The sequence below is a fragment of the Streptomyces sp. NPDC030143 genome, assembly GCF_055573695.1.
In genome coordinates, this window is the sequence record NZ_JBVIAY010000005.1 from 100,668 (window position 1) to 123,470 (window position 22,803).

At 68.7% G+C, this 22,803-nt stretch carries 17 protein-coding genes and 3 pseudogenes; 13 read left to right on the top strand and 7 right to left on the bottom strand.

The genetic code is table 11. The features are described from left to right. The first annotated feature begins 396 nt into the window (after window positions 1-396). Window positions 397-1,386 (top strand): substrate-binding domain-containing protein, encoded by a 990-nt coding sequence (locus tag ACZ4YY_RS11020; protein WP_468286858.1) that lies wholly within the window; start codon window positions 397-399, stop codon window positions 1,384-1,386. Between the two features lie 124 nt (window positions 1,387-1,510). Then, window positions 1,511-3,838, top strand: a complete 2,328-nt coding sequence (locus ACZ4YY_RS11025; RefSeq protein ID WP_468287691.1) for a ricin-type beta-trefoil lectin domain protein — start codon at window positions 1,511-1,513, stop codon at window positions 3,836-3,838. 221 nt (window positions 3,839-4,059) lie between these two features. On the opposite strand, the gene ACZ4YY_RS11030 is transcribed toward ACZ4YY_RS11025, so the two are convergent. After that, window positions 4,060-4,830, bottom strand: coding sequence for a FadR/GntR family transcriptional regulator (locus ACZ4YY_RS11030; RefSeq protein ID WP_468286861.1), 771 nt, complete (start codon window positions 4,828-4,830; stop codon window positions 4,060-4,062). 158 nt (window positions 4,831-4,988) lie between these two features. On the opposite strand from ACZ4YY_RS11030, the gene ACZ4YY_RS11035 reads away from it, so the two are divergent. The 11 genes and pseudogenes from ACZ4YY_RS11035 (at window position 4,989) to ACZ4YY_RS11085 (ending at window position 17,011) form a co-directional block, all read left to right on the top strand. Then, on the top strand, window positions 4,989-6,260 hold the full coding sequence (locus ACZ4YY_RS11035) for an ABC transporter substrate-binding protein (protein ID WP_468286864.1): 1,272 nt from the start codon (window positions 4,989-4,991) through the stop codon (window positions 6,258-6,260). Window positions 6,261-6,444: 184 nt separating this feature from the next. Beyond that, window positions 6,445-7,245: a carbohydrate ABC transporter permease gene (locus ACZ4YY_RS11040; RefSeq protein WP_468287694.1), complete on the top strand. Its 801-nt coding sequence runs from the start codon at window positions 6,445-6,447 to the stop codon at window positions 7,243-7,245. After that, window positions 7,245-8,072: a carbohydrate ABC transporter permease gene (locus tag ACZ4YY_RS11045; RefSeq protein WP_468286866.1), complete on the top strand. Its 828-nt coding sequence runs from the start codon at window positions 7,245-7,247 to the stop codon at window positions 8,070-8,072. Before ACZ4YY_RS11040 ends, ACZ4YY_RS11045 begins: the two co-directional genes overlap by 1 nt. 3 nt (window positions 8,073-8,075) lie before the next feature. Beyond that, window positions 8,076-9,278, top strand: coding sequence for a mandelate racemase/muconate lactonizing enzyme family protein (locus ACZ4YY_RS11050; protein ID WP_468286869.1), 1,203 nt, complete (start codon window positions 8,076-8,078; stop codon window positions 9,276-9,278). A gap of 62 nt (window positions 9,279-9,340) precedes the next feature. Beyond that, window positions 9,341-9,598 (top strand): annotated as a pseudogene (locus tag ACZ4YY_RS11055) (SDR family oxidoreductase); the annotation flags it as partial. A 65-nt stretch (window positions 9,599-9,663) separates the two neighbouring features. After that, the gene (locus ACZ4YY_RS11060) at window positions 9,664-10,161 is read left to right on the top strand and encodes a hypothetical protein (RefSeq protein WP_468286872.1); all 498 of its coding nucleotides are present in this window, start codon (window positions 9,664-9,666) and stop codon (window positions 10,159-10,161) included. Window positions 10,162-10,420: 259 nt separating this feature from the next. Then, window positions 10,421-10,532, top strand: a pseudogene (locus tag ACZ4YY_RS11065) (non-reducing end alpha-L-arabinofuranosidase family hydrolase); the annotation flags it as partial. A gap of 213 nt (window positions 10,533-10,745) precedes the next feature. Then, window positions 10,746-12,227 carry an RICIN domain-containing protein gene (locus ACZ4YY_RS11070; RefSeq protein ID WP_468286875.1) on the top strand — a complete coding sequence of 494 codons (1,482 nt, stop codon included), beginning with the start codon at window positions 10,746-10,748 and terminating at the stop codon, window positions 12,225-12,227. A gap of 136 nt (window positions 12,228-12,363) precedes the next feature. Then, window positions 12,364-15,285 (top strand): glycosyl hydrolase family 95 catalytic domain-containing protein, encoded by a 2,922-nt coding sequence (locus ACZ4YY_RS11075; protein WP_468286878.1) that lies wholly within the window; start codon window positions 12,364-12,366, stop codon window positions 15,283-15,285. Next, on the top strand, window positions 15,282-16,601 hold the full coding sequence (locus tag ACZ4YY_RS11080; protein ID WP_468286881.1) for a ricin-type beta-trefoil lectin domain protein: 1,320 nt from the start codon (window positions 15,282-15,284) through the stop codon (window positions 16,599-16,601). Before ACZ4YY_RS11075 ends, ACZ4YY_RS11080 begins: the two co-directional genes overlap by 4 nt. Before the next feature lie 194 nt (window positions 16,602-16,795). Next, on the top strand, window positions 16,796-17,011 hold the full coding sequence (locus tag ACZ4YY_RS11085) for a hypothetical protein (protein WP_468286884.1): 216 nt from the start codon (window positions 16,796-16,798) through the stop codon (window positions 17,009-17,011). 77 nt (window positions 17,012-17,088) lie between these two features. Here the strand turns inward: ACZ4YY_RS11085 and ACZ4YY_RS11090 are convergent. From ACZ4YY_RS11090 to ACZ4YY_RS11115, 6 genes and pseudogenes are all read right to left on the bottom strand, one after another. Next, window positions 17,089-17,886, bottom strand: a pseudogene (locus ACZ4YY_RS11090) (MFS transporter); the annotation flags it as partial. Window positions 17,887-18,050: 164 nt separating this feature from the next. Then, on the bottom strand, window positions 18,051-19,196 hold the full coding sequence (gene solA / locus ACZ4YY_RS11095; RefSeq protein ID WP_468286887.1) for an N-methyl-L-tryptophan oxidase: 1,146 nt from the start codon (window positions 19,194-19,196) through the stop codon (window positions 18,051-18,053). 20 nt (window positions 19,197-19,216) lie between these two features. Further along, window positions 19,217-20,686 carry an NAD(P)/FAD-dependent oxidoreductase gene (locus ACZ4YY_RS11100; RefSeq protein ID WP_468286890.1) on the bottom strand — a complete coding sequence of 490 codons (1,470 nt, stop codon included), beginning with the start codon at window positions 20,684-20,686 and terminating at the stop codon, window positions 19,217-19,219. Between the two features lie 299 nt (window positions 20,687-20,985). Then, window positions 20,986-21,162, bottom strand: a complete 177-nt coding sequence (locus ACZ4YY_RS11105; RefSeq protein WP_468286893.1) for a hypothetical protein — start codon at window positions 21,160-21,162, stop codon at window positions 20,986-20,988. 13 nt (window positions 21,163-21,175) lie between these two features. Further along, the gene (locus ACZ4YY_RS11110; protein ID WP_468286896.1) at window positions 21,176-21,661 is read right to left on the bottom strand and encodes a RidA family protein; all 486 of its coding nucleotides are present in this window, start codon (window positions 21,659-21,661) and stop codon (window positions 21,176-21,178) included. A gap of 48 nt (window positions 21,662-21,709) precedes the next feature. Continuing rightward, on the bottom strand, window positions 21,710-22,390 hold the full coding sequence (locus ACZ4YY_RS11115; RefSeq protein ID WP_468286899.1) for a haloacid dehalogenase type II: 681 nt from the start codon (window positions 22,388-22,390) through the stop codon (window positions 21,710-21,712). Window positions 22,391-22,803 lie beyond the last annotated feature (413 nt).

Here is a 22,803-nt window from a genome sequence, read left to right on the forward strand (position 1 = left end):
GGCTCGGGCCCTTCGTGACTTGCTCCACATCAGGCCAGAAGCTTGGTCGGTCCGGAGGGCAGTGTGGACATATGGGGCTGAAGTCTTCTAGTCTTGTCGGTGTACCATCACGGTCGTCGATGTGACCCGACAGCGCGGTAACCATCGACTTCTCCTGTTTCCGAGCTGTTGCCCCCGCTCGGCGTAGTCGCCTGCTGAAGCACATTCCAGCGAGCCGAGGCGGCGACATCTCGCTACGGCATCGGCGCGGCAGCGCGCGCCCCAAGCCTGGCAGCCGCCTGTTCAGGAAGGGGAGTGCATTGTCATGTTCATGAGCAAAGAGTGTTCCCGCGCGTTGGCCGGCCATCGGTTCTGCTCTGCTCCTGGTAGCGGCCGCTCTCATGGCAACCTTGTCCAGTGCGCCCCCGGTCTCGGCGCACCCGATCAACGCCGCCGAGTTCCAACGCCGCCGACTTCCAGCAGGTCCAACTGGCCCGCGGGGTGGCGGAGGTCGGTGAGCCGATGTCGCTGGCCGTACTCGCCGACCGGTCGGTGCTGCACACCGCCCGCAGCGGGACCGTGCGCCGCACGGACGTCAACGGCACCACCACGGTGATCGGCAGCATCCCCGTATACGTGCACGACGAGGACGGCCGGCAGGGCATCGGCATCGACCCGGGTTTCGCCATCAGCCGGCACGTCTACGTCTACTACGCCCCGCCGCTGTCCACACCAGGAGGCGACGCACCGACCACCGGCGGCAACAAGGGCTGCCACGCGCTCATCGTCTCGCCGAACACCACCGCGACGCTCACCCCGGCCGTGGAGGCCGCCTGCCGGAAGGGCCTGCCGGTCATCGTCTTCGACCGCGGCGTCGACACGACCTGCCCGGTGACGTTCGTCAACCCGATCGGCGGCTACGGATTCGGCCACGTCGCGGCGGAGTTCGTCACCCAGGAGATGAAGCGGGGCGGCAAGGTGCTCGCGCTGCGCATCCTGCCCGGTGTCGACGTGCTGGAGACCCGTTGGTCCGCGGCGAAGGTCGCCTTCGACAAGGCGGGCGTCGACGTCGTCGGCGTCGAGTTCACCGACGGCGACCCGGCCAGGGCGAAGAAGATCGTCAACGACTGCATCGAGCGGTACGGCACGATCGACGGCGTCTGGATGGACGCCGGGGCGGTCGCGGGCGCGGCGGTCGAGGCGTTCGAGGACGCCGGCAAGCCCGTGCCGCCGATCAACGGCGCGCGCCCTGCGTCGGCGGCCCGGTCCACGCCGCGGTGGGGCGGACCTCGCACGACTCGCCGACAGTACGGCGGTGGGCACCGAGCGAAGCGCAACGCCAACGCCCACGCCCACGCCCGAACATCGTGTCCCCTCCGCGAGCCCTCACCCCCGCACGTCGAGTAGCCCGGTCGCGCCTCATCCCGTCCGCCCGGGAACCGCCAAAGGAGAAAAGGTGTTCACAACTCTCAGGATACGAAGGCGGCTGCTGGCCGGAGCCGCCACAGTCGGTTTGACCGCGACCGCCGTGATGGCGTTCCCCGCGCCCGCAGCCGCAGCTCCCCACACGGTGTACGTCTCGCCGTCCGGCACCGGCACCGACTGTTCCAGCGCGCAGCCGTGCTCACTGACCGCCGCGCAGGCGGCGGTGCGATCGCTCAACGACGCCATGTCGGACGACATCGTGGTGCAGTTGGCCGACGGTGTGTACCGGCTGGCCCAACCCCTGCGGCTGACGGCGGAGGACTCCGGCTCAGGCGGTCACACGGTCGTGTGGCGGGCCGCCCCGTCGGCGCGCCCGGTGATCACCGGTGCCCGGGCGGTCACCGGCTGGTCGGTGGCCGACGCAGCCAGGAACATCTGGAAGGCCGACGTGCCCGCCGGTCTCGATGCCAGGCAGCTCTATGTCGACGGCGCCGTCGCCACCCGGGCACGCACGCAGGTGAACAGAGCCGATTTCACGGCCTCCAGCGCCGGGATGAGGTTCTCGAGCGGTGCGCTGAGCTATCTGAACAACCTGGCCGGCCAGAGCCGGATCGAGGTGGAGAGCGTCAACTCCTTCACCGACCGGTACTCGCCGGTGCAGAGCATCAGTGGGAACTTCATCACGATGCAGCAGCCGGCGTGGAACAACAACAACTTCGGCTACGACACCCTCATGCGGCCTCACCGGGCCGGTCCGTTCTACCTGTCCAACGCGTACGAGTTCCTGGACTCGCCCGGCGAGTGGTACCTCAACCCCACGGCCGGATCCTTGTACTACATCCCCCTGGCCGGGCAGAACATGAGCACTGCCAGTGTGGAACTGCCGAGGCTGCAGTCGCTGGTGAGTGTCGGGGGCACGTACAGCGAGCCGGCGCACCACGTCACGTTCAGCGGGATCACCTTCACCGGTACGAGCTGGCTGGGCCCCAGCAGCAACCAGGGTTACGCAGACCAGCAGACGGGCGCGTACATCTCCGGCAACTGGAGCTGGCCGAGCTTCGACTCCTGCCACAACGGCTGCACACAGTTCGAGGCTGCCCGGCCACACTGGCAGCAGATGCCGGCCGCCGTGCAGGTCTCCGCCGCCAACACCATCACCTTCAGCGACTCCCGGTTCGTCAACCTGGGCCAGACGGCCATCGGGATCGGCAACGACGCCAACGCGCACGCCAGCGGCGTCGGCCTGGGTGCCGCCAACATCACGGTGACCCGGTCGGAGATCGCCCGGAGTTCGGCCGGCGGCATCCTCGTGGGCGGCGTGCGCGCCGACGCCCACCATCCCAGCGACCAGCGCATGGTCAACAGGGACATCACGATCAGCAACAACCGCATCCACGACCTCGGGGCGGACCACCGGGGCATCGTCTCCGTCCTGACCACGTACGTCACCAACAGCACCGTCGCCCAGAACGAGGTCTACAACATGCCGTACTCCGGCATGTCGATCGGGTACGGCTGGGGCGCCAACGACGCGGGCGGCAGCACCCACTATGCCAACCGCGGCCTGTACAACTACCAGCCGCGCTACACGACGCCGACCACCGCGTCCAACAACCGGCTCATCGGCAACTACATCCACGATGTCATGCAGCAGATGAACGACGGTGGCTGCATCTACACGCTCGGATGGAACCCGAGCGCGCAGATCAGCCGGAACTACTGCCTGCGGACCAACGGATACTTCGGGGTGTACTTCGACGAGGGCTCGAAGTACTACACGGCCACCAACAACGTCTTCTCGAGCACCGGTACGTGGGCGACGGCCAACTACTGGGGTGGCGAGAACATGGGGAACTGGACCGTCACCAACAACTGGTCGACCAACGGCAGCACGAACATCACCAACGGGGACCGAGGCAACGTGGTCTCCGGCAATGTCACGGTCACCAATGGCAACTGGCCTTCCGGCGCCCAGGACGTGATGGCGTCCGCCGGACCGCAGGGCACCACCCCGCCGCCCACGGGTCAGCAGATCGTGGGCGCGCAGTCCGGCCGCTGCCTGACCGTCCCCGGCGCCGGCACCGCCAACGGCACCCAGACCCAACTCTGGGACTGCACCGGCGCAGCCGGCCAGACCTGGACCTACACCACCGGCAAACAACTGACCGTCCACGGAAACAAGTGCCTCGACGCCAGCGGACGCGGCACCACCAACGGCACCGCCGTCGTCATCTGGGACTGCAACGGCCAGAACAACCAGCAGTGGAACGTCAACCCCAACGGCACCATCACCGGCGTCCACTCCGGACTGTGCCTCGATGCCAACGCCGGCGGCACCGCCAACGGCACCAGGACCATCCTCTGGTCCTGCAACGGCGGCACCAACCAGCAGTGGGCACTGCGACAGCGGAATCAACGTCTGTCCGCTCCTTGAGGACAGGAGCGGATGCCGGCGGCGGGGGCCCGAGTGGGTGCGGGCCCCCGCCGCGCCTCGGTGGATCCGTCGACACGTGCTGAATGCGGCACGCCCCCGCTGGCCCCTCCGGGCTCATCCGGTCGTTCAGCGGGGTGTGCCAAGGCCCGGACAGGTGCAGTCGTCCGCAGCACCAGCAGCTTCGTCGTCGGCAACGCGAGCTGCAGGACCGTCGGTCGCCGTCAACGCCGTAGCAGAGTCGGCTCGCCCGGCCCGCTGCGGCGCACCACCCACGCCTCGGTGATGTGGGTGAACATCGCCTCGGCCGCACCCTTGGGGTCGTGCGCGGCGATCCGCTCGTAGATGCGCCGATGGCCGTGGTTGGACGCGACACAGAAGGCGCGGCCGGTTCGGCCGGTGTAACGGGCGGAGTCGATGACCTGCCGCTCCAGCGAACGGACCACGGCACGGCCGATGCGGTTCCCCGACGCCTGCATGACGGTGTCGTGGAACGCCCGGTCCTCTTCGTGGTACGAAGCGGGGTCGTCGACGAGCTCGTCCATCCGCTCCACCAGACTGCGCAGCTGCTCGATCACCTCGGCGTTCGCCAGGCGGGCGGCGACGTTGGCCATGTCGGACTCCAGCACGCGGCGGGTCGCGACGAGGTGGTCGAGGATGGCCAGGCTCTCGTCCTCGGCGATGGTCGCGCCGAGGACCAGCTCGTCAAGCATGTTCCACATCGCCGACGGCGTGACCATCGTGCCGGCGCCCTGGCGGACCTGCACCAGCCCCTTCTCCTGAAGTATCTTCACCGCCTCGCGGACCACGGTGCGGCTGACCGAGAAGGTCTCGCAGAGCACGGGTTCGGGGGGCAGCGGCGAACCGGACGGATGGACTCCACGAACGATCCGCTCCACCAGCTCAGCCGTGACGGCGGCGGCAAGATTCGCCGGGCGCCGACTCCAGGCGGGGGCCTCGGAAGCCTCTGTGGATGACTGCGGTACTGCCGTCATGGCACCCCCCGGGAACCGCGTCGTACCACGGATGCTGGCCTATTATACGGCATCCGGTTGACGTCATACGTCATACGAGTTACACACGTCATACGAGTTGCGTTCCTCCTCAACCTCAACTGCCGGGCAGCCGGCCACCTCAGGAGAGCGGGGCAGCAATGAAGCAGCGAACACCGTGGTCGGCGATCCTGGTTGCCGGGCTCGTTGTCTTAGCCGGCTGCGGAAGCGCCTCCGACCCGGATGCGGCGTCCGGTGGTTCGAAGGGCAAGCTCGTCGTCTGGGACTGGAAGTCCGGCGACGCCGCAGCGTCCTCCTACATCAAGAAGGCCAAGGCCGACTTCGCCGAGCAGCACCCCGGCGTGACGGTCGAGTTCGTCGCGCAGCCGTTCGAGCAGTACTACACCCTGCTCGGGGCCGCCATCCAAGCCGGCAAGGGGCCGGACGTCATGCTCTTCAACGGCGGCGGGCAGATCCGTGACCGCGCGGACTCCCTTCTGCCGTTGGACGAGTACCTCCGTGATGACAGGAAGCGGCTGGCCGGGTGGGAGGCCTTCACCAAGGACAGCAAGACCTACGCCGCTCCGGTGACCTTGCAAGGTCACCCGATCTACTACAACAAGTCGCTCTACCGGAAGGCAGGGCTGGACCCGGAGAAGCCGGCCACCAGCTGGGACGAGTTTCTCGCCAACTGCCGGACCATCACCAAGGCGACCGGTGCCAGGTGCTTCGCGCAGGGCAACAAGGAAGGCATCGGCATCCAGTTCTTCCTGTCCGGGCTCGGCTCGGGCGTCCTGTCGCCCACGGAGTACGACGACTGGATCGCCGGCGAACGAGACTGGTCTTCACCAGCGGTCAAGCGGGTCTTCGCGCTCTGGAAAGAGGCCGACGAGAAAGGCCTGAACAACGACGGGGTGAACTCGACGGCGATGTTCAACGACGCGTTCGCGGTGTTCCAGTCCAACAAGGCCGCCCACGTCATCGGGTTGATGTCGGACATCGGCCACTGGAAGGACTTCGCCGAATTCCTCGACGCCGACGATGTCGGCGTCATGGAGTCGCCGGTCGTCACGGCCGGTGCCACGCCGAGCCTTCCCTACGACGGCGGCATCGGCTACGCCGTCGCGAAGTGGACCAAGGACCCCGAGGTCGCCGCCGACCTGGTGCGCTCCCTGACCTCGACCGACGCACTGAAGTCGTTCCACACCGACGCGGGCGCCATCGCGGCCGACCGCACCGTGGACGTCTCGAGCGCCGGCCCGGCCGTCGCCACGATCGTGTCCGAGATCGACCGTGGCAAGCCCGCCCTGCATGTGGCCCTGCCGTCCAAGACGGTAGACCTGATGGGGCGGCTGTCCCAGCAACTGCTGAGCGGATCGGTCACGGTCGACGCTGCGGTCAAGCAGCTGGCGGCGTCCGACCAGGCGGGCTGAGGCCATGTCACCCGACGGTTCGTCGGTCAGCGCCGCTCAAGCAGGGCCGCCCGAGGGGACGCGAGCAGGTGAGGCGGTAGGTGGCCGCGGCCCTGCGTCGAAGTCTCCGCGAGTCCGGGGCGGCCGGCGCGCCGATCGCCTCGCTCCCTACGTCCTGGTCGCTCCCGCTGTCCTGATCATCGTGGTGCTCCGGCTCTGGCCACTGGGACTGGGTGTCAACTTCTCCTTCACCGGTGACGGCGAACACAACGGCGCCACGGTGGGGTTCGACAACTACGCGGAGCTCATCGACGACCCGCTGTTCCGCACCGCGCTGCGCAACGTCGGACTGCTGGTGCTGCTGCTGCCGGTCGCGGTCGCGATCCCGGGACTGCTCGCCACCTTCATCTATCTGCGGGTCCCAGGACACTCGATCTTCCGGAGCGTCTACTTCTTCCCGGCTGTGCTCTCACCGGTGATCGTCGGCGCGATCTTCAACCTGCTCCTGGCCTTCGACGGTCCGCTGAACGCCGTGCTCGGCGGCTCGGGGCTCGGCCCGGTGGACTGGCTCGGCGATCCCGACGTAGCCATGTTCGCCGTCGTCGGCGTGCACATCTGGGCGACGTCAGGGATGGCGCTGGTGGTGTTCCTGGCCGGGTTCGCGACCCTGGACTCCGCACTTGTGGACGCCGCCCGGGTCGACGGCGCCTCGCTCGCGCGGATGATCTGGCACGTCATCATCCCGGGGCTGTCCCGCACCATCCAGTTCGTCGTCGTCACCACGATGATCGGGATGCTGACCTCGATGTTCGGGTTGCTCTACGTCATGACCAGCGGTGGCCCGGAAGGGGCGACCTACCTGCCGGAGTACTACATCTGGGTCCAACAGGGGCAGATGAGCCGCCCGGCGCTCGCGTCGGCCGCGTCCACAGTCCTCTTCCTCATCATGCTGGTCGTGGGTCTGCTGCAGGTCGGCCTGCTGCGCCGGGCGGGGAGGGAGGACTGATGTCCCGCCTAGGACCGAGCAGATGGCTGGTCGCCGTGCCGATGGTGCTCCTCGCCCTGGCGACGATCTACCCGCTGCTGTTCACCGCCAACGTCGCGATGAAGACCCGCCGGGAATACGTCCTCGACCGGTTCTCCCTGGCAAGCACCCTCAGGTGGGACAACCTCAGCACCGCGTGGAACAGCGTCGGCATGGGGCGGTACTTCCTCAACTCCGTGATCGTGGTGGCCTGCGCCGTAGCGCTGTTGCTGCTCATCGGGTCCATGGCCGGGTTCGCGCTGGCCCGGGTGCGGTTCCGTGGCTCGTCCGCGCTGGCTCTGATCTGCCTCGCGGCCCTGTTCATCCCGTTCCAGGTGATCATGGTGCCGCTGGCCAGGATCATGGCCGACGGCGGTCTCATCGACACCTATCCGGGGCTGATCCTCGCCTACGTCGCGCAGTTCCTGCCGTTCACCGTCTTCCTGATGACGAGCTACTACCGAGCGGTGCCCACCGAACTCGTCGACGCCGCACGGATCGACGGCAACACCCTGTACGGCGTCTACCGGCGGATCATGCTGCCGATGGGCGCTCCGGCACTGCTGTCGGTGGGCATCCTCGACGCGCTGTTCTGCTGGAACGACGTGCTCATCTCGCTGCTGATGATGCCGTCGGCCGACCATCGCACCCTGATGGTGGGCATCACCGCACTGCGCGGCCAGTACTCCGCCGACATCCCCACCTTCGCGGCCGGTGTCCTGATCGCCGGGCTCCCCGTGTTGGTGACCTACCTGTTCCTGCAACGCCAGATCGCCGACGGCGTGACGGCCGGCGCGACGAAGGGCTGACGCATGCGCATCACCGGGTACAGAACCCTGACGACGGCGCAGCGATGGGGCCGACCTGTCGGTGATGCCAACGGCGTCTACGCCGACGGCGTCGTGCCCGTGCCGGTCGTCGTCGTCGAGACCGATGAGGGGATCACCGGAGTCGGCCTGGGACCGCACGTGGAAGCCGAGGCGATCTTCGCCGCCATCGACGGCCAGGACCCGCGCGCGGTGACGGCCCTCTACGACCGCATGCTGCGGCACACCTTCAAAGCCGGGCATGCCGGCGTGGTGTTCGGCACGATCGGCGCGTTCGACACGGCGTTGTGGGACATCAAGGCACAGGCCGTGGGCGAGCCGCTGTGGCGGTTGCTCGGCGGCGACGACCGCATGGTCCACGCCTACGCCTCCGGCCTGGACATCGGGCTCACCGACGACGAACTCGTCGCCACCTACCGGGCCTATGCCGAACGCGGTCTGAGGGCGGCGAAGCTCAAGGGCGGCCTGGACATCGAGTGTGACCGGCACCGGCTGTTGCTCGTACGCGAGGTGTTGACCGAGGCCGCGCACGGGACCCGGCCAGGGCTCATGCTGGATGTGAACGAGTCCTGGAGCCGCAAGCAGGCGGTACGCCACGTCGCTGAACTGGAACGCACACTCGACCTGACCTGGATCGAGGAACCGGTCCGGCGCTGGGACGCCGACGGCCTGGCCGCTGTCAGCCGTGGCGTACGGACGGCGGTCGCCAGTGGGGAGAACCTCACCGGCCTCGAGCAGTTCCGCCCGCTGATCGCGGCCGGAGGCGTCGACGTCGTCCAGACGGCCGCGGTCTGGGGAGTCACCCACTTCCTGCGTGTCGCCGCGCTGGCGCACGCCTACGACCTGCCGGTCAGCCCGATCGGCAACACGCCTGTCGCGCTGCTGCACGCCGCGACGTCGGTGCCCAACCACCTCGTCAGCGAACTGCAGGGCCTGCAGCCGCCGATCGGCGTCGCGATGGACCTGCAGGTCGAGGACGGCGCCTTCGTGCTCGGCGACACGCCGGGCCTGGGCATCCGGATCGACGAAACGGTGATGACCGCGGCCCGTCAGCGAACGGCACACACACCCGACGGACCGCACATACGGCCGGAGCAGGCCGGCCGTCGGTTGCTCGCGGTCACCCCGGGACCATGCCGATCCACCGCGGAAGGGACGTTCGACACCATGAGGATGGAGGATCGATGAAGGCCGTTGTCCACCGCGGGGCCCGCACCCTCGAGATCGCGAGCAGGGCCGCCGAGGCGCCGGCCCCGGCGAAGGAGTGGGGCGGGCGCGACGTCAACGTCAACGCCATCGCGCCGGGCTGCATCGCCACCGACAACACCGAGGCGTTACGCGCGGACCCCAGGCGCGACCAGGCGATCCTTGGCCGCCCGATCCCGGCCGGTCGCTGGAGACGCGCCGACGATCTGGCCGCGGCCACGGTGTGCCTGGCCTCCTCGGCCTCGGACCTTGTCGACGGCACCGTTCTTCCCGTTGATGGCGGATGGCTGGGGCGATTATGAGCCGCCGAGCATTACCAGTCGGCCGCGCCCGAGTCGATCGTGCGTGCGAACCCGAGGGTGGCGGCGTGCGCGGCACCGGGGGCGGCCTCGCCCGCGGCAACGTGTACGGGCTCGTGGGCCGGCTGACGAGGGCGGAGCTCGCGGCGGCGCTGGGAACGAGCGTGGCTCACGCGGGTGTGCGCGTCCAGCGGATGCGCAACCAGCCGGAGCTGAGCCGGTCACTCGTCGCCGCGCTGGAAGCCAGCCCCCGGCGCCCGCAGCTGACCGCCGCGCTGGGGGGCTGGGACGGCGTACCGAGCACGCTGTGGCGTAAGCGCCTCACCCGGCGGCACACTCGATCCTGTGCGGACTGCGGCCGGGCCGCCGACGAACTGGTGCCCCTTGAGCGGCTGATCGTCGCCTTGGCGATGCTCCCCGTCCCGTCGGCGCGGTCGGCGTCGGTGCTCGGCAAACCTGCGCTCGCCGGGGTGACCGAGAATGCCGTCGTGAGGGGAGTCGAGTCGGCACCCAGGTCATCGCGTTCGGCGACGGCGGCGTGCTTTTCGGCGCTACGGCGAATGTGACTGTTCAAGCAGGCCGCCGATAACGAGAACTGCCGCGATTTACACCCGTCCGCCACTCCGATTCGCCGTCCGAAAATGTTATGACGGGAGGCCGTCAACAGTCTTGCTTTTCCGGTTAGTTGCGCGACGGATCAGGTCGATATTAATTGACGATTCCCTCTTGAATAGGCCATGGCAATCTGGCAATCTTCTAGTCGTCGACGCGTGACGTTCCCCATTCACGACCTGTGAAATCGGCATCCGAAATCGATCTACGGATTGCCAGTTGCAGTTCCTGTACCAGGGCATGGACGACCCCCAACGCCGGCGGCGACTGCATCTCCCAGCCGTGCGGGGCGGGGCTACTCACCCAGACCAACTCCACCTGCTGACCGGAGATCCGGGCGAAGCCGGGGAGCGAGGCTTTCCAGGCGCTACGGCAGAGGCATGACGCTGACATGCTCACTGCGCGAGCGATCTGGGAGGGGGCCGGCGCGGAGAGGGCAAGCTCCGCGCCGGCTCGGCCGGCTGCCGGCAGGCGGCCGACGTCAACGGATTCCGCACAGCGCAGACGTGACCACACCGCCAACCGGGAAGGCACGACCATGCCGCACACCCATCGCCGGCGCTACCTCGCCCGGGCGCTCGCCTGCATCCTGGCCGCTCTCGGCGCGCTCGCGGTCGTCGAGCCCCAGAGCGCCTCGCCGGCCGCCGCCGACACCGCCCAGTTCCGCGGCGTCAACTGGGCCCGGCTCGGTGACAACTTCCACGGTGGACCGCTGGTCCTGCACGGGTTGAGCGGCTCCGACAGCTACCAGACGGTCGTGGCGAAAGCCAACGCCGTCTACACCGGCTTCGAGAACAACCTCGGCGCCAACACCGTTCGGCTCCCGATCAACACCTACACAGTCGGCACGAGCTGGTGGAGCGCGTACACGGGCGCGATAGACGCGGCCACCGCGAAGGGATTCAAGGTCGTCCTCTCCTACTGGGAGGACGGGGTGGCCGCCCGCGACGGTCGCATCGTCAACCCGGGCGCCTTCGACACCATGTGGAACACCGTGCTTGCCCGGTACGGCACCAACAGCCTCGTCTACTTCGAGCCGATGAACGAACCGGCGGGGCACAGCGCCGGCGAGTGGGCGAACGTGGTGGGCAACTGGATCAGCGGCCACCCGTCGATTCCCCGGAACCGCATCTTCGTCAGCGGCGCCGGCCTGAACACCGACATCAAATCCATGTGCGCCGACCGCCGCCTCGACGGGACGTTCCTGTCGCTGCACCACTACACGTTCTTCAGCGGCGCGAAGACCTACGACCAGTGGGTGGCGTACCTGCGGAACGCGATCGGCTCCTGCGCCGACCGCACTGTCGTCGACGAGTTCGGCGCGCCGATGGATACCGGGCTCAACTACCACGACGCCGGCAGCACCGACAACTTCGTGCGCTACTTCCGGGCCACCACCACGGTGCTCCGGGAACTGCGGATCGGCTCCATCTACTGGCCCGGACTGGGCGGAAAGATACGCGCCGGCCAGGATGACGACTGGTATGCCATGCAGAAACTGCACGGCACCGGTACCAACCTCACGCTCAGCACCTCCAGCGCCAGCGGCCGCGAGCGCCTCCGGTACGGCTGGGGCTTGGACGGCGACGTCCCGGCCCCGACCCGCCTGCTGCGCAACGTCGGCACCGGGCGCTGTCTGGACATCCCCGGCGGGACCACGGCGAACATCCAGGTCCAGGTGGACACCTGCGTCAACACGGTCGGCCGGCAGTGGACCTTGACGGCCGGCGGACAGATCACCGCACTCGGGGGCCAGAAGTGCCTGGATGCGTACAGCAGCGGGACGACGAACGGCGCCGTGGTCGGCACGTGGGCGTGCAACGGGGGCGACAACCAGCGTTGGACGGTGGGCACTGACGGCACCGTCCGCAGCGTTCACTCCGGCCTCTGCCTCGACGTCAACACCGCCACCTTCAAGGTGCAGCTGTGGACGTGCTGGGGCGGCGACAACCAGAAATGGCAGATCCAGAACGCTGACGCGCGACGCGACGCCCGGCTCGGCGGACACGGTGGACGGTGACCGCCAGCCGCGGCCGAGCCGATGGCAACGGCCTGCGGCTCGCCGGAGAAGCCGGCGTGCGGGCGTCGCCCTTCTCACCGGCGGTTCGTCATCACCCAAGTCAGTGACCTGCTCCAGTCCGTGAAGGGAGAACGACATGTCCGAAGTGACACGCAGACGGTTTCTCGCCGCCGGGGCGGCGGCTGGAGCAGGGATCGTGTCGGGTGGGTGGACGGCCGTTGCCAGGGGCGGCTCGGCCGCACCGCCGGAGGTTCTGGCCGCCGACGACCTCGCCCTGTGGTACGACAAGCCGGCCGGCGCGGACTGGCTGCGGGCACTGCCGATCGGCAACGGGCGTCTCGGCGCGATGGTGTTCGGCAACGTCGACACCGAACGGCTGCAGCTCAACGAGGACACCGTCTGGGCCGGCGGTCCGTACGACTCCGCCAACACCCGCGGCGCGGCCAACATCGCGGAGATCCGACGGCGGGTCTTCGCGGATCAGTGGGGGCCGGCGCAGGACCTGATCAATCAGACGATGCTGGGCAGCCCGGCCGGACAGCTGGCCTACCAGCCGGTCGGAAACCTTCGGCTCTCCTTCGGCAGCGCCAGCGGGGCGTCGCAGTACAACCGGACGCTGGACCTCACCACCGCCACGGCCACCACGACCTACGTGCTGAACGGCGTGCGGTACCAGCGTGAGGTGTTCGCCAGCGCACCCGACCAGGTGATCGTGGTCCGGCTGACGGCCGACCGGGCCAACTCCATCGCCTTCACGGCCACATTCGACAGCCCACAACGGACCACGGTGTCCAGCCCGGACGGGGCCACGATCGCCCTCGACGGCATCTCCGGCGCCATGGAGGGCATCGCCGGGCGGGTCCGGTTCCTCGCTCTGGCCCACGCCGCCGTGACGGGCGGCACGGTCAGCAGTTCGGGCGGCACGCTGCGGGTCTCTGGCGCCACCAGCGTGACGGTGCTGGTGTCGATCGGCTCCAGCTACGTCAACTTCCGGAAGGTCGACGGCGACTACCAGGGGATCGCGCGAAGCCGCCTCAACGCTGCCCGCGACGTCGGCATCGACGGACTGCGCAGCCGGCATCGCGCCGACTATCAGGCGCTGTTCAATCGGGTGTCGGTCGATCTGGGACGTACGGCGGCGGCCGACCAGCCGACCGATGTACGGATCGCACAGCACGCGCAGGTGAACGACCCGCAGTTCTCCGCCCTGTTGTTCCAGTTCGGCCGGTATCTGCTCATCTCGTCCTCGCGGCCGGGCACCCAGCCGGCGAACCTCCAGGGCATCTGGAACGACCAGATGGCTCCGTCCTGGGACTCGAAGTTCACCATCAACGCCAACCTGCCGATGAACTACTGGCCCGCCGACACGACGAACCTGTCCGAGTGCTTCCGCCCGGTCTTCGACATGATCGGCGACCTGACCGTGACCGGCGCCCGGGTGGCCCAGGCGCAGTACGGCGCCGGCGGCTGGGTGACGCACCACAACACCGACGCGTGGCGGGGCGCCTCGGTCGTCGACGGAGCGCAGTGGGGGATGTGGCAGACCGGTGGCGCATGGCTGGCCACCCTGATCTGGGACCACTACCTGTTCACCGGTGACATCGACTTCCTCCGCTCGAACTATCCGGCCCTGAAGGGCGCCGCCCAGTTCTTCCTCGACACCCTGGTCGCCCACCCGGCGCTCGGACACCTGGTCACCAACCCGTCGAACTCGCCGGAGCTCGCACACCACGCGAACGCCACCGTCTGCGCCGGGCCCACCATGGACAACCAGATCCTGCGCGACCTCTTCAACAGCGTCGCCCGCGCCGGCGAAGTCCTCGGCGTGGACGCCGCCTTCCGCGCTCAGGCACTGGCGGCCCGGGACCGGCTGGCGCCGACGCGGGTCGGCTCCCGGGGCAACATCCAGGAGTGGCTGGCCGACTGGGTGGAGACCGAGCGAACTCACCGGCACGTCTCCCACCTGTACGGTCTGCATCCGAGCAACCAGATCACCAAGCGCGGGACACCCCAGTTGCACGAGGCCGCGCGGCGGACGCTGGAACTGCGCGGTGACGACGGGACGGGATGGTCGCTCGCATGGAAGATCAACTTCTGGGCCCGGATGGAGGACGGAGCCCGGGCCCACAAGCTGATCCGGGACCTGGTGCGGACGGACCGGCTCGCGCCCAACATGTTCGACCTGCACCCGCCCTTCCAGATCGACGGCAACTTCGGCGCCACCTCGGGCATCGCGGAGATGCTGCTGCAGAGCCACAACGGCGAACTGCACGTGCTGCCGGCGCTGCCGGCCGCCTGGCCCACCGGGCGCGTGAGCGGACTGCGCGGCCGCGGCGGATACACCGTCGGCGCTGAGTGGAGCAGCGGCCGGACCGAGTTCGTCGTCACACCCGACCGAACCGGTGCCGTCCGGGTACGCAGCCGGATCTTCGCCGGCGACTTCACCCTGCGGGACGAATCGAGCGGCGCGCCGGTCCAGCCGAAGCGGCTCGAGGCCGATCTCATCGAGTTCGCCGGCCAGGCCGGCCGCACCTACCGCGCGTCCGCACCCGGGTCTGGGCCGGTGGAGGCCGGCGTGGCCTACCGGCTGGTGGCCCAGCACAGCGGCAAGGCCGCCGCCATCAACGGCGCGTCCACGGCCGCCGGTGCGCGGCTCATCCAGTGGCAGATCACCACCGGTCCCGACCAGCACTTCGAGTTCCTGCCCTCCGACGGCGGGCACTACAAGATCCGGCTCGGGCACAGTGGTCTGTTCCTGCACGCCTCCAGTAGCAGCAGCGGCGCCGACATCACCCAGCAGCCGGACACCAGCACCACCGGCCAGCAGTGGCGGACAGTCGACCACGGCGGTGGCGTGATCAGTCTGGTCAACCGGCAGAGCCGCCTCGCCCTGGACGTGTGGGAGGCCTCCACCGCTGACGGAGCCCGCATCTCCCAGTGGGCAGCCACCGGCAGCACCAACCAGCGATTCCAACTCCACCGCATCCAGCCCCCGGGCGAACTGCGGTCCCACCGACCAGTCAGAGCCATGTCACCGAGCAGCGAGGGAGTCGCATGATGTCGATCCACAGATGGTTGTTCGGGCGAGTCGTGTCAGCGGCACTGCTCGCTCTGGCCATGACCGGCGCGGCAGGAGTCAGCGTGGCGGCCGACACGTCGCCCACCGCCGGGGCCACCCTTGCGGGGACCGCCGGATGCGGACGTGCCCCCACACTGACGAGCGGTACGCACACGATCCAAAGCGGCGGCAAGAATCGCTCCTTCATCCTGAGCATCCCTGAGAACTACGACAACACCCGCCAACACCGACTGGTCTTCGGATTCCACTGGTTGGGCGGCACCGCCGGGCAGGTCGCCGGCGGCGGAAGCGATGGCGATGTCTACGCCCACTACGGACTCCGGCGACTGGCGAACAACAGCGCGATCTTCGTAGCTCCGCAGGGCCTCAACAACGGCTGGGGCAACTCCGGCGGCGAGGACGTGACCTTCGTCGACGACATGATCAGGCGTATCGACAACGACCTCTGTGTCGACACCACGCAGCGCTTCGCCCTCGGCTTCAGCTACGGCGGAGCCATGAGCTACGCACTCGCATGTGCCAGGCCGAACGTCTTCCGTGCGGTCGCCGCGATAGCCGCGCCCGGGGGGATCAGCGGGTGCAGCGGGGGGACCCAGCCCTTCGCGTACATGGGAATCCACGGCATCAACGACAACATCGGCGCCGGCCGCGGCATGCGGGACAGGTTCGTCAGGAACAACGGCTGCACTCCCCAGAACCCGCGGGAGCCCGCGTCGGGCAGCCGCACCCACATCACCACCGCTTACTCGGGCTGCCGAGAGGGGTATCCGGTCGTCTGGGCGGCGTTCGACGGAGGTCACCAGCAGGGCCCCGTGGACGGGTGCGCCGGCTGTGAGAGCGGCGCCAGGAGCTGGGTCAAGGGAGAGATCTGGAGCTTCTTCACAGGTGCTGCCCCGAACCCGACTCCCCCGAACCCGACCACGTTCCGGCTGCGGAGCCAGTCCGCCGACCGATGCCTGGACGTCAGCGGTGCCAACTCGTCCAACGGCGCCCAGATGATCATCTGGGACTGCCACACCGGCGCCAACCAGCAGTTCACTCAGGCCGGACAGACCCTTCGGGTGATGGGCAGATGCCTGGACGTGCCGGGCGACGCCGCCTCCGGTGCCCGAGCACGGATCTGGGACTGCACCGGCGGCGCGAACCAGCAATGGAACGTGAACACCGACGGAACCGTCAGTAACGTCCAGACCGGACTCTGCCTGGACGTCGACGGCGGCAGCACCGCCAACGGCGCTGCGGTGATCGTGTGGACCTGCCACACCGGCGTCAACCAACGCTGGACCCGAGGCTGAACAGAGGTGTGGAGGCGGCCGCAGCAGTCGCGGCCGCCTTCATCTCCGGTCGGCCCAGCCCTTCGGAAGTCTGTCCCGGCCCGACCGCACCCTGACCCCAGCGGCTCCTCCACCACAACCCGAACCTGGACATCCACAACGCCGACGCGGCCCATGCCCTGCCCGGCGTGTTCTGTGAAGCGATCACTCTGCCCATGTCCCCTCACCTACCTGATGTGCCGTCAGGGGTACGGCTCAAGGAACTCCGCGACAAGGACGAAGCCGAGCTCGAACAACTCCGGGCCGATGTCGAAGGGCTGGTGCGGGCGGTCAGCCGACTGACATCGGGATACCGGCACCTGCGCGGACTGCTGTCGGCTCCCGACCCGGCCGTGCGTGTCCTTCCCGTCCACCTGCCCCGGTCCAGCTGACCTTCAGGCCAGGCGGGCCGGCGCGGCTGAGACGGCGACGGGTCAGGCCGCCTGTGTGCGGGCAGGAACCAACGACGTCAGTGAGCCCCTCCCGCATCCGCCTGCCGTTCCGAGCAGCTCGGCAGGATCGCCACCGCCAGGGCCGGCACCGCGGCGAGGACCAGCCAGGGCACGGCAGGTGACAGGTCGAGGTCGAGCAGGGAGCCGGTGACTGAGCTGCCGATGAGGACGATCAGGCCGGAAACGGAGGACAGCGCGCCGGTGTAGAGGCCGATGCGGCCGTCCGTGGCGAGGTCGGGCACCCAGGCGCGGGCGGCGGGGACGACCAGCATCTGGCCGAGGGTGAGCAGGACGACGTACCCGGCGGCGGGCAGCAAACCGGCCACACCCGTCCGGCCGGCGGGCAGGGCGGCGGCCACGACTCCGGAACCGGCCGCGATGAGCAGCAGCCCGGCGATCATCGAGCGGCGCAGGCCCAGCCGGTCGCCCGCCCAGCGTGTGAGGGGCAGTTGGGCGCAGACGACCAGCAGGGAGGACAGGGCGAACAGCCAGGACAGGGCTGCCTGGGAGCCGGTCGCGCGCTGCACCTCGTCCGGCAGGGCGAGGTAGAGCTGGTTGCAGGCGAGCAGGTGGGTGCCGTAGGCGCAGCACAGGGCGAGGAAGCGGCGGTTGCGCAGCAGTACGCGCGTGCCGCCCCGCTGTAGGGTGCGCTCTCGGCCGGGGATGTGCTGCGGCATCAGCCATACGTGTCCGGCGAGGACGAGGACGAAAACGGCGGCTCCGGCGAGGCAGGTGGTGCGGAAGTCGACGGCGAGCAGCAGGGCGCCGAGCAGCGGGCCGATGAAGGCACCGGCCTGTCCGGCCGCGCTCAGCAAACAGGGCCCAGGACGGCGGCCGGGGCGAGGACCGCCCAGGGGGCGCGTTCGGCATACGGCTGGTTCTCGGCATCGTTGCGGGACGTCAAGAGATGAGTCCCGCAACGACCGTCAGCCGGATGCCGTTGACGAGGCCACTGCGCCGAGGTGGCCGGAGTGGGCGGTTACCTGTTCCTGAACCGGTCCGGACGCGCGAAGTCCAGGCCGTCGATGGTCTGCTTGCCGAGCGCCTCGTGTGCGGCGATGTGGCCGTAGCCGGTCGCCGTCTTGAAGCCTTTTCCGGAGAATCCGGTGGCGCAGTAGATCCTGCTGTTCTCGTCCAGCCAGCCGACGAGGGGATGCCTGTCCTCGGTGAACAGGTCGGGGTAGGCGTCGGAGCGCGCGATGGTGGGGATCAGGCCGGGGAAGAAGTCGGTGACGATCTCGGTGACCTTTTCGATTTCTTCCCGGGTGAGTTCCCTGGGCACGGCGTCCGGGTCGGGAGTTGCCCTTGCGCGCCCGGCCGGCGGTCCGTCCACCGACGCCTTGACCGTCACGCCGTCGACGGCGGGTGCGCCGTACATGGAGCGATCCTCGTACCACCGGCTGAAGGCGGGGAATTTCTCCGGCGAGAACTGCGTGCCGTCCTGCGCGACGAACCAGGTCAGGACGATCCGATGGGTTTCCGTGACGGCCTTGAGGTGGTCGGGCATGAGCCTTCGGGACCAGCCGCCCGAGGCGACGATGACCTTCTCGAACGTCCAGCTTCTGTTGCCCGAGGTGACGACCACGCCGTGGTCGGTTTCGGTGATGCTGTCCACGGGTGTGTTCTGAAGGACGGTGGCACCGTTGGCCTGGGCAGCCGCGACGGCGGCGCTGACGGCGCGGTCGGTGCGCAGAACGCCGGCGCGGGGGTCGTAGACGGCACAGTCGTCGGGGCGGAGATTGTGCTGGGGGTAGCGTTCCGCCAACTCCTCCCGGCTCAGGACGCTGTGCTCGGCTCCGGTGATGCGCGTCGCCTCGAGGAGGCTGTTGATGTAGCTGCCGTTCGCCGTGCCGATGGACAGGCCCCCGGTAGTGGTGAGGATTTCCTGCCCGGTTTCCTCTTCGAGCTCGGCCCACAGGCCGCGGGAGCGTTCGATGATGGGGTAGTAGTCGGGCTTGCCGAGGTAGATCATGCGGAACAGGCGGGTGTCTCCGCCTACGGCACTGCGGCCGTGGGCGGGGGTGGCGGCCTCGAAACCGACTACCGAGTCGGACAGCCGGGAGGCCTGCCACAGGGCCATGCTTCCGATGCTGCCCAGGCCGATGACTGCGAGTTGTGCGTCCATGACAGCAGTTCCCTTTTCGTCTACTCGTGAAGTCCTGCGAGGCGGCTACCGAATCTGGCCAGGAGTGAGGTCTTGCTGGAACCCCTGCGCTCTTCCCACTGGTCGGCAATGCCGAAGAGCCGGTACATGGCGTGCACACCCAGCCAGCGAACGGGTTCCGGCTCCCACTTCCGCGCCCGGTAGCCCACCCAGGGCAGGGTGGTCCGTTCGGTTTCCTTCTCGAAGGCGAGCTCCACGAGAGTCCTGCCGCCGACGTAGGCTGCCGTGACGCCGTGTCCCGCGTATCCGGTGGACGAGCCGATCCCCGCCGCCGGGTCCCAGTGCACGCCGCCGTTCCAGTCACGCGTGACGCCCAGGACTCCGGACCAGGCGTGGTCCACCTCGAAGGGGATGCCCGGGAAGAACGAACTGAGCTTGTGCGAGATCAGGTCGATGGTGGACTGGGCGGTCGCACCGGCTCCTCCTGTGCCGGACCCGAAGCGGTAGGGGACACCGCGGCCCCCCATGGCGATTCGGCCGTCCGATGTCCGCTGGGCGTAGATGAACGCGTGCGCGGAGTCGTTGAGGCACTGGGGACCGTCCCAGCCGATCTGCTGCCATGCCTCCTTCGGCAGGGGCTTGGTCACGATCATCGAGGAATTGACCGGGATCAGGGTCCGGCTGCCCAGCAGCTGTCCCGAATAGCCTTCAGTGCAGATGAACGTCTTCGCTGCGGTGACACGCCCGTTGGCCAAAGTGAGGGTCTTGCCCCCGACACTGTCCACGCGGCTGCCCTCGTAGATCCTCACCCCCATGGAGGTCAGGGTGTTGGCGAGGCCGTAGACGAGCTTCGCGGGGTGGATCCGCGCGCAGTGCTTGTAGAAGAGCCCGCCGTGGACGGTGGAGATGTTGATCCGGCTTTGGAACTCGCCCCGGTCGAGCAGCTGGATCTCGTCCTCGGTCAGCCCGTACTTCAGATCGGCATCACGCCTGGTGACCAGCCGGCCCAGCCCCGCCCGGGTGTGGGCGGCGACGAGCGCGCCCCCCTTGTGCTGATCCGCGTCGATGCCCTCGGCCCGGAGGATGTCCAGGACCGCGTCGACGCCGGCGACGAACTCCTGCTGCAGCGCTCGGCTCGCCTCCAACCCGCCGCCGACGCGGGCGAAGGCGGCACGGTTGCCCGGTGGCATGGCCGAGAGCCAGCCGCCGTTGCGTCCTGATGCGCCGTAGCCGACCTGTTCGGCCTCGAAGACGGCGACCGAAAGGGACGGTTCGAGCTTCTTGGCGAAGTACGCAGCCCACAGGCCGGTGTAGCCGCCGCCGACAATGGCCACGTCGACACGGTCCTGGCCGGTGAAGCGGGGGAACGAGCGCCTCTTGTCGGCCAGTTGGGCCACCCAGAAGCCGAGCTCTCCGTTTCGAGGGGATGCCGCAAGGGCGTTCATATCGAGTCTTTCCTTCTGCGTCTGGAAACCGTGTGGGCCGGTGCTGGAAGGCGGTGTGGTCGCCACCGACGGGGAGCGGGGAACGACGGGCTCCGTCGACCTCGATCAGGACCTCCAGCCGTCCGGCGTCGTCCCCCCTCGCATCGGCGAGGGCGCTGATGGCCGCGACGTCGTCGACGCCGGCCCGCAGACGGGTCGTCTCGGCCAGCCACCGGATCCGCGGCCCTTTCGTTCCCCGCGGGCCGGATCGGGTGGGCGATGAAGATGCCGTCGAATCCGGCCTCGGCGAAGACCTCGGTTTCACCCACGTTGCCCGCGGTGATTCCGTCGGTCTCCGCCTTGACCTGGCGCCGACCGATCACAACTCATGTGTGCGTCTTGACGTGCGGCCTGACGTCGGGGCTGTGCTCGGCGGCGAAGCCCTGAACGCGGTCGGTGTCGTCCCGCATCACGCGGGCCGGCACGATCGGCGCCGGGGTGTCGATGCGCTCGATGAGGGCGCCGAGTGCCTGTCGCAGCCGGTTCACAGCTGCACTGCCCATGATTGGTTCGCCGCTACACCGCGGTACAGATCATCTGGATCTCCACAGGGGTGTTGAGGGGCAGTCCGGCGACACCGATCGCGGTCCGGGCGTGCCGTCCGTTCTCACCCAGCACCTCGATGAGCAGTTCACTGGCCGCGTTGGCGACCTGCGACTGCAGACCGAAGTCCGGCGTGCTGGCCACGAAGACGAGCATCTGCACGATCCGGACCCGGTCCAGATCGCCCACCGCCTGCACAGCGGCGGCGAGGCAGTTGAGCGCGGCATGGCGCGCGAGCTCCTTCGCGGCCTCCAGCTCCACGTCCCGGCCGACAACACCCTGCCCCAACAGCTCGCCATCCTTGAAAGGCAGCTGGCCGGAGATGTGGATGCTGGAGCCCACCGCTCGGTGGTGCACGAAGTACGCGTTACCGGCGAGGTCGGGTAGCTCCAGTCCGAGGTTCTGGAGCCTTTCCGAAGCCGAGTCACCCTTGACGGTTTGTGGCAGGGGCTGACTCATGCCGCCACCGCCTTGCTGTCGATCATTTTCTCGGTTCTCGCTCGGGTGTCAGGGGCGCGGCAGGCCGAAGAGGACGGGGAGGTCGGCGATGTCGGTGATCCGCTCGTAGCCGAGCCAGTGCTCGTCGTGCTCCCAGCCGCGGTCGACGTACACCTTGTTCTCGATGCCCATGATGGCCGCAGAGCGCAGGTCGTACATCGGGCTCGCGGAGACGTGCACGACCTCGTCGGGTGTCACGCCGAGCTTGTCGAACATGTACTCGAAGGCGCGGAGCCGTGGCTTGTAGACGCCCATCTCCTCGGCGCTGATGACGACCTCGAACGGGGCCTTGAGGTTCTCCGCGAGGCGCACGGCGTGCGCGGTGTCGCTGTTGGTGATGATGACCAGCGGGACCGCCTCGGCCAGGCGGTTCAGCGCCTCGGTGACACCGGGGTGCGGGCCCCAGGTGGGGATGGTCTCGTACACCGCCCGCGCGTCGTCCTCGCGGTACTCGATACCGACGCTGCGCGAGGCGCGTTCCATGGAGTGGGCGACGACACGGTGGAACGGCTGGTACGCGCCCGTGCACTCGTCGATCCGGTAGGCCTTGCAGATCCGCAGGTACTCGTCGGCGACCTCGGCCGGCAGGCGGTCGCCCAGGACCTCACGCATCGTGTCGTTGATGCTGAACTTGATCAGCGTTCCGTTCATGTCGAACGTCACGAACTTGGGCTTGACGTCGAATCCCATGAGTCCTCCTAGTGCTTCACAGCGGCCTGAGCCGCTATGGGCGATTGTCGACCAGCACTGTCGATTGTCGACCATGCAGGTGTCGACTGTCAACGTTCGGGCGGTCGGCGTCCCCTCCGGCCATCGGCGGCTCCGCCTCGGCGGGGGCCTCGGTCGCCCGCGCCGCATCGGCGCGGCGGAGGGTGTGGACATGGGCTTGCAAGGCTGAGGTGAACGCCGGTCAGCGGGCGTGTGTACGGCGCAGACGCGTTCGGCGGGGGCGTCCTGACCCGCATCGCCCATGGCGCGCTCACCGGGAATGCGCCACCACCCACCTTGCCGCCACCCGCACCCTTGGCGCACCGACTGGTGGCCCAGCTCCGGGTGCTGCCGCGACGGGGCTGGGGCCGCAGCGTGGATTTGATTGTCGATGC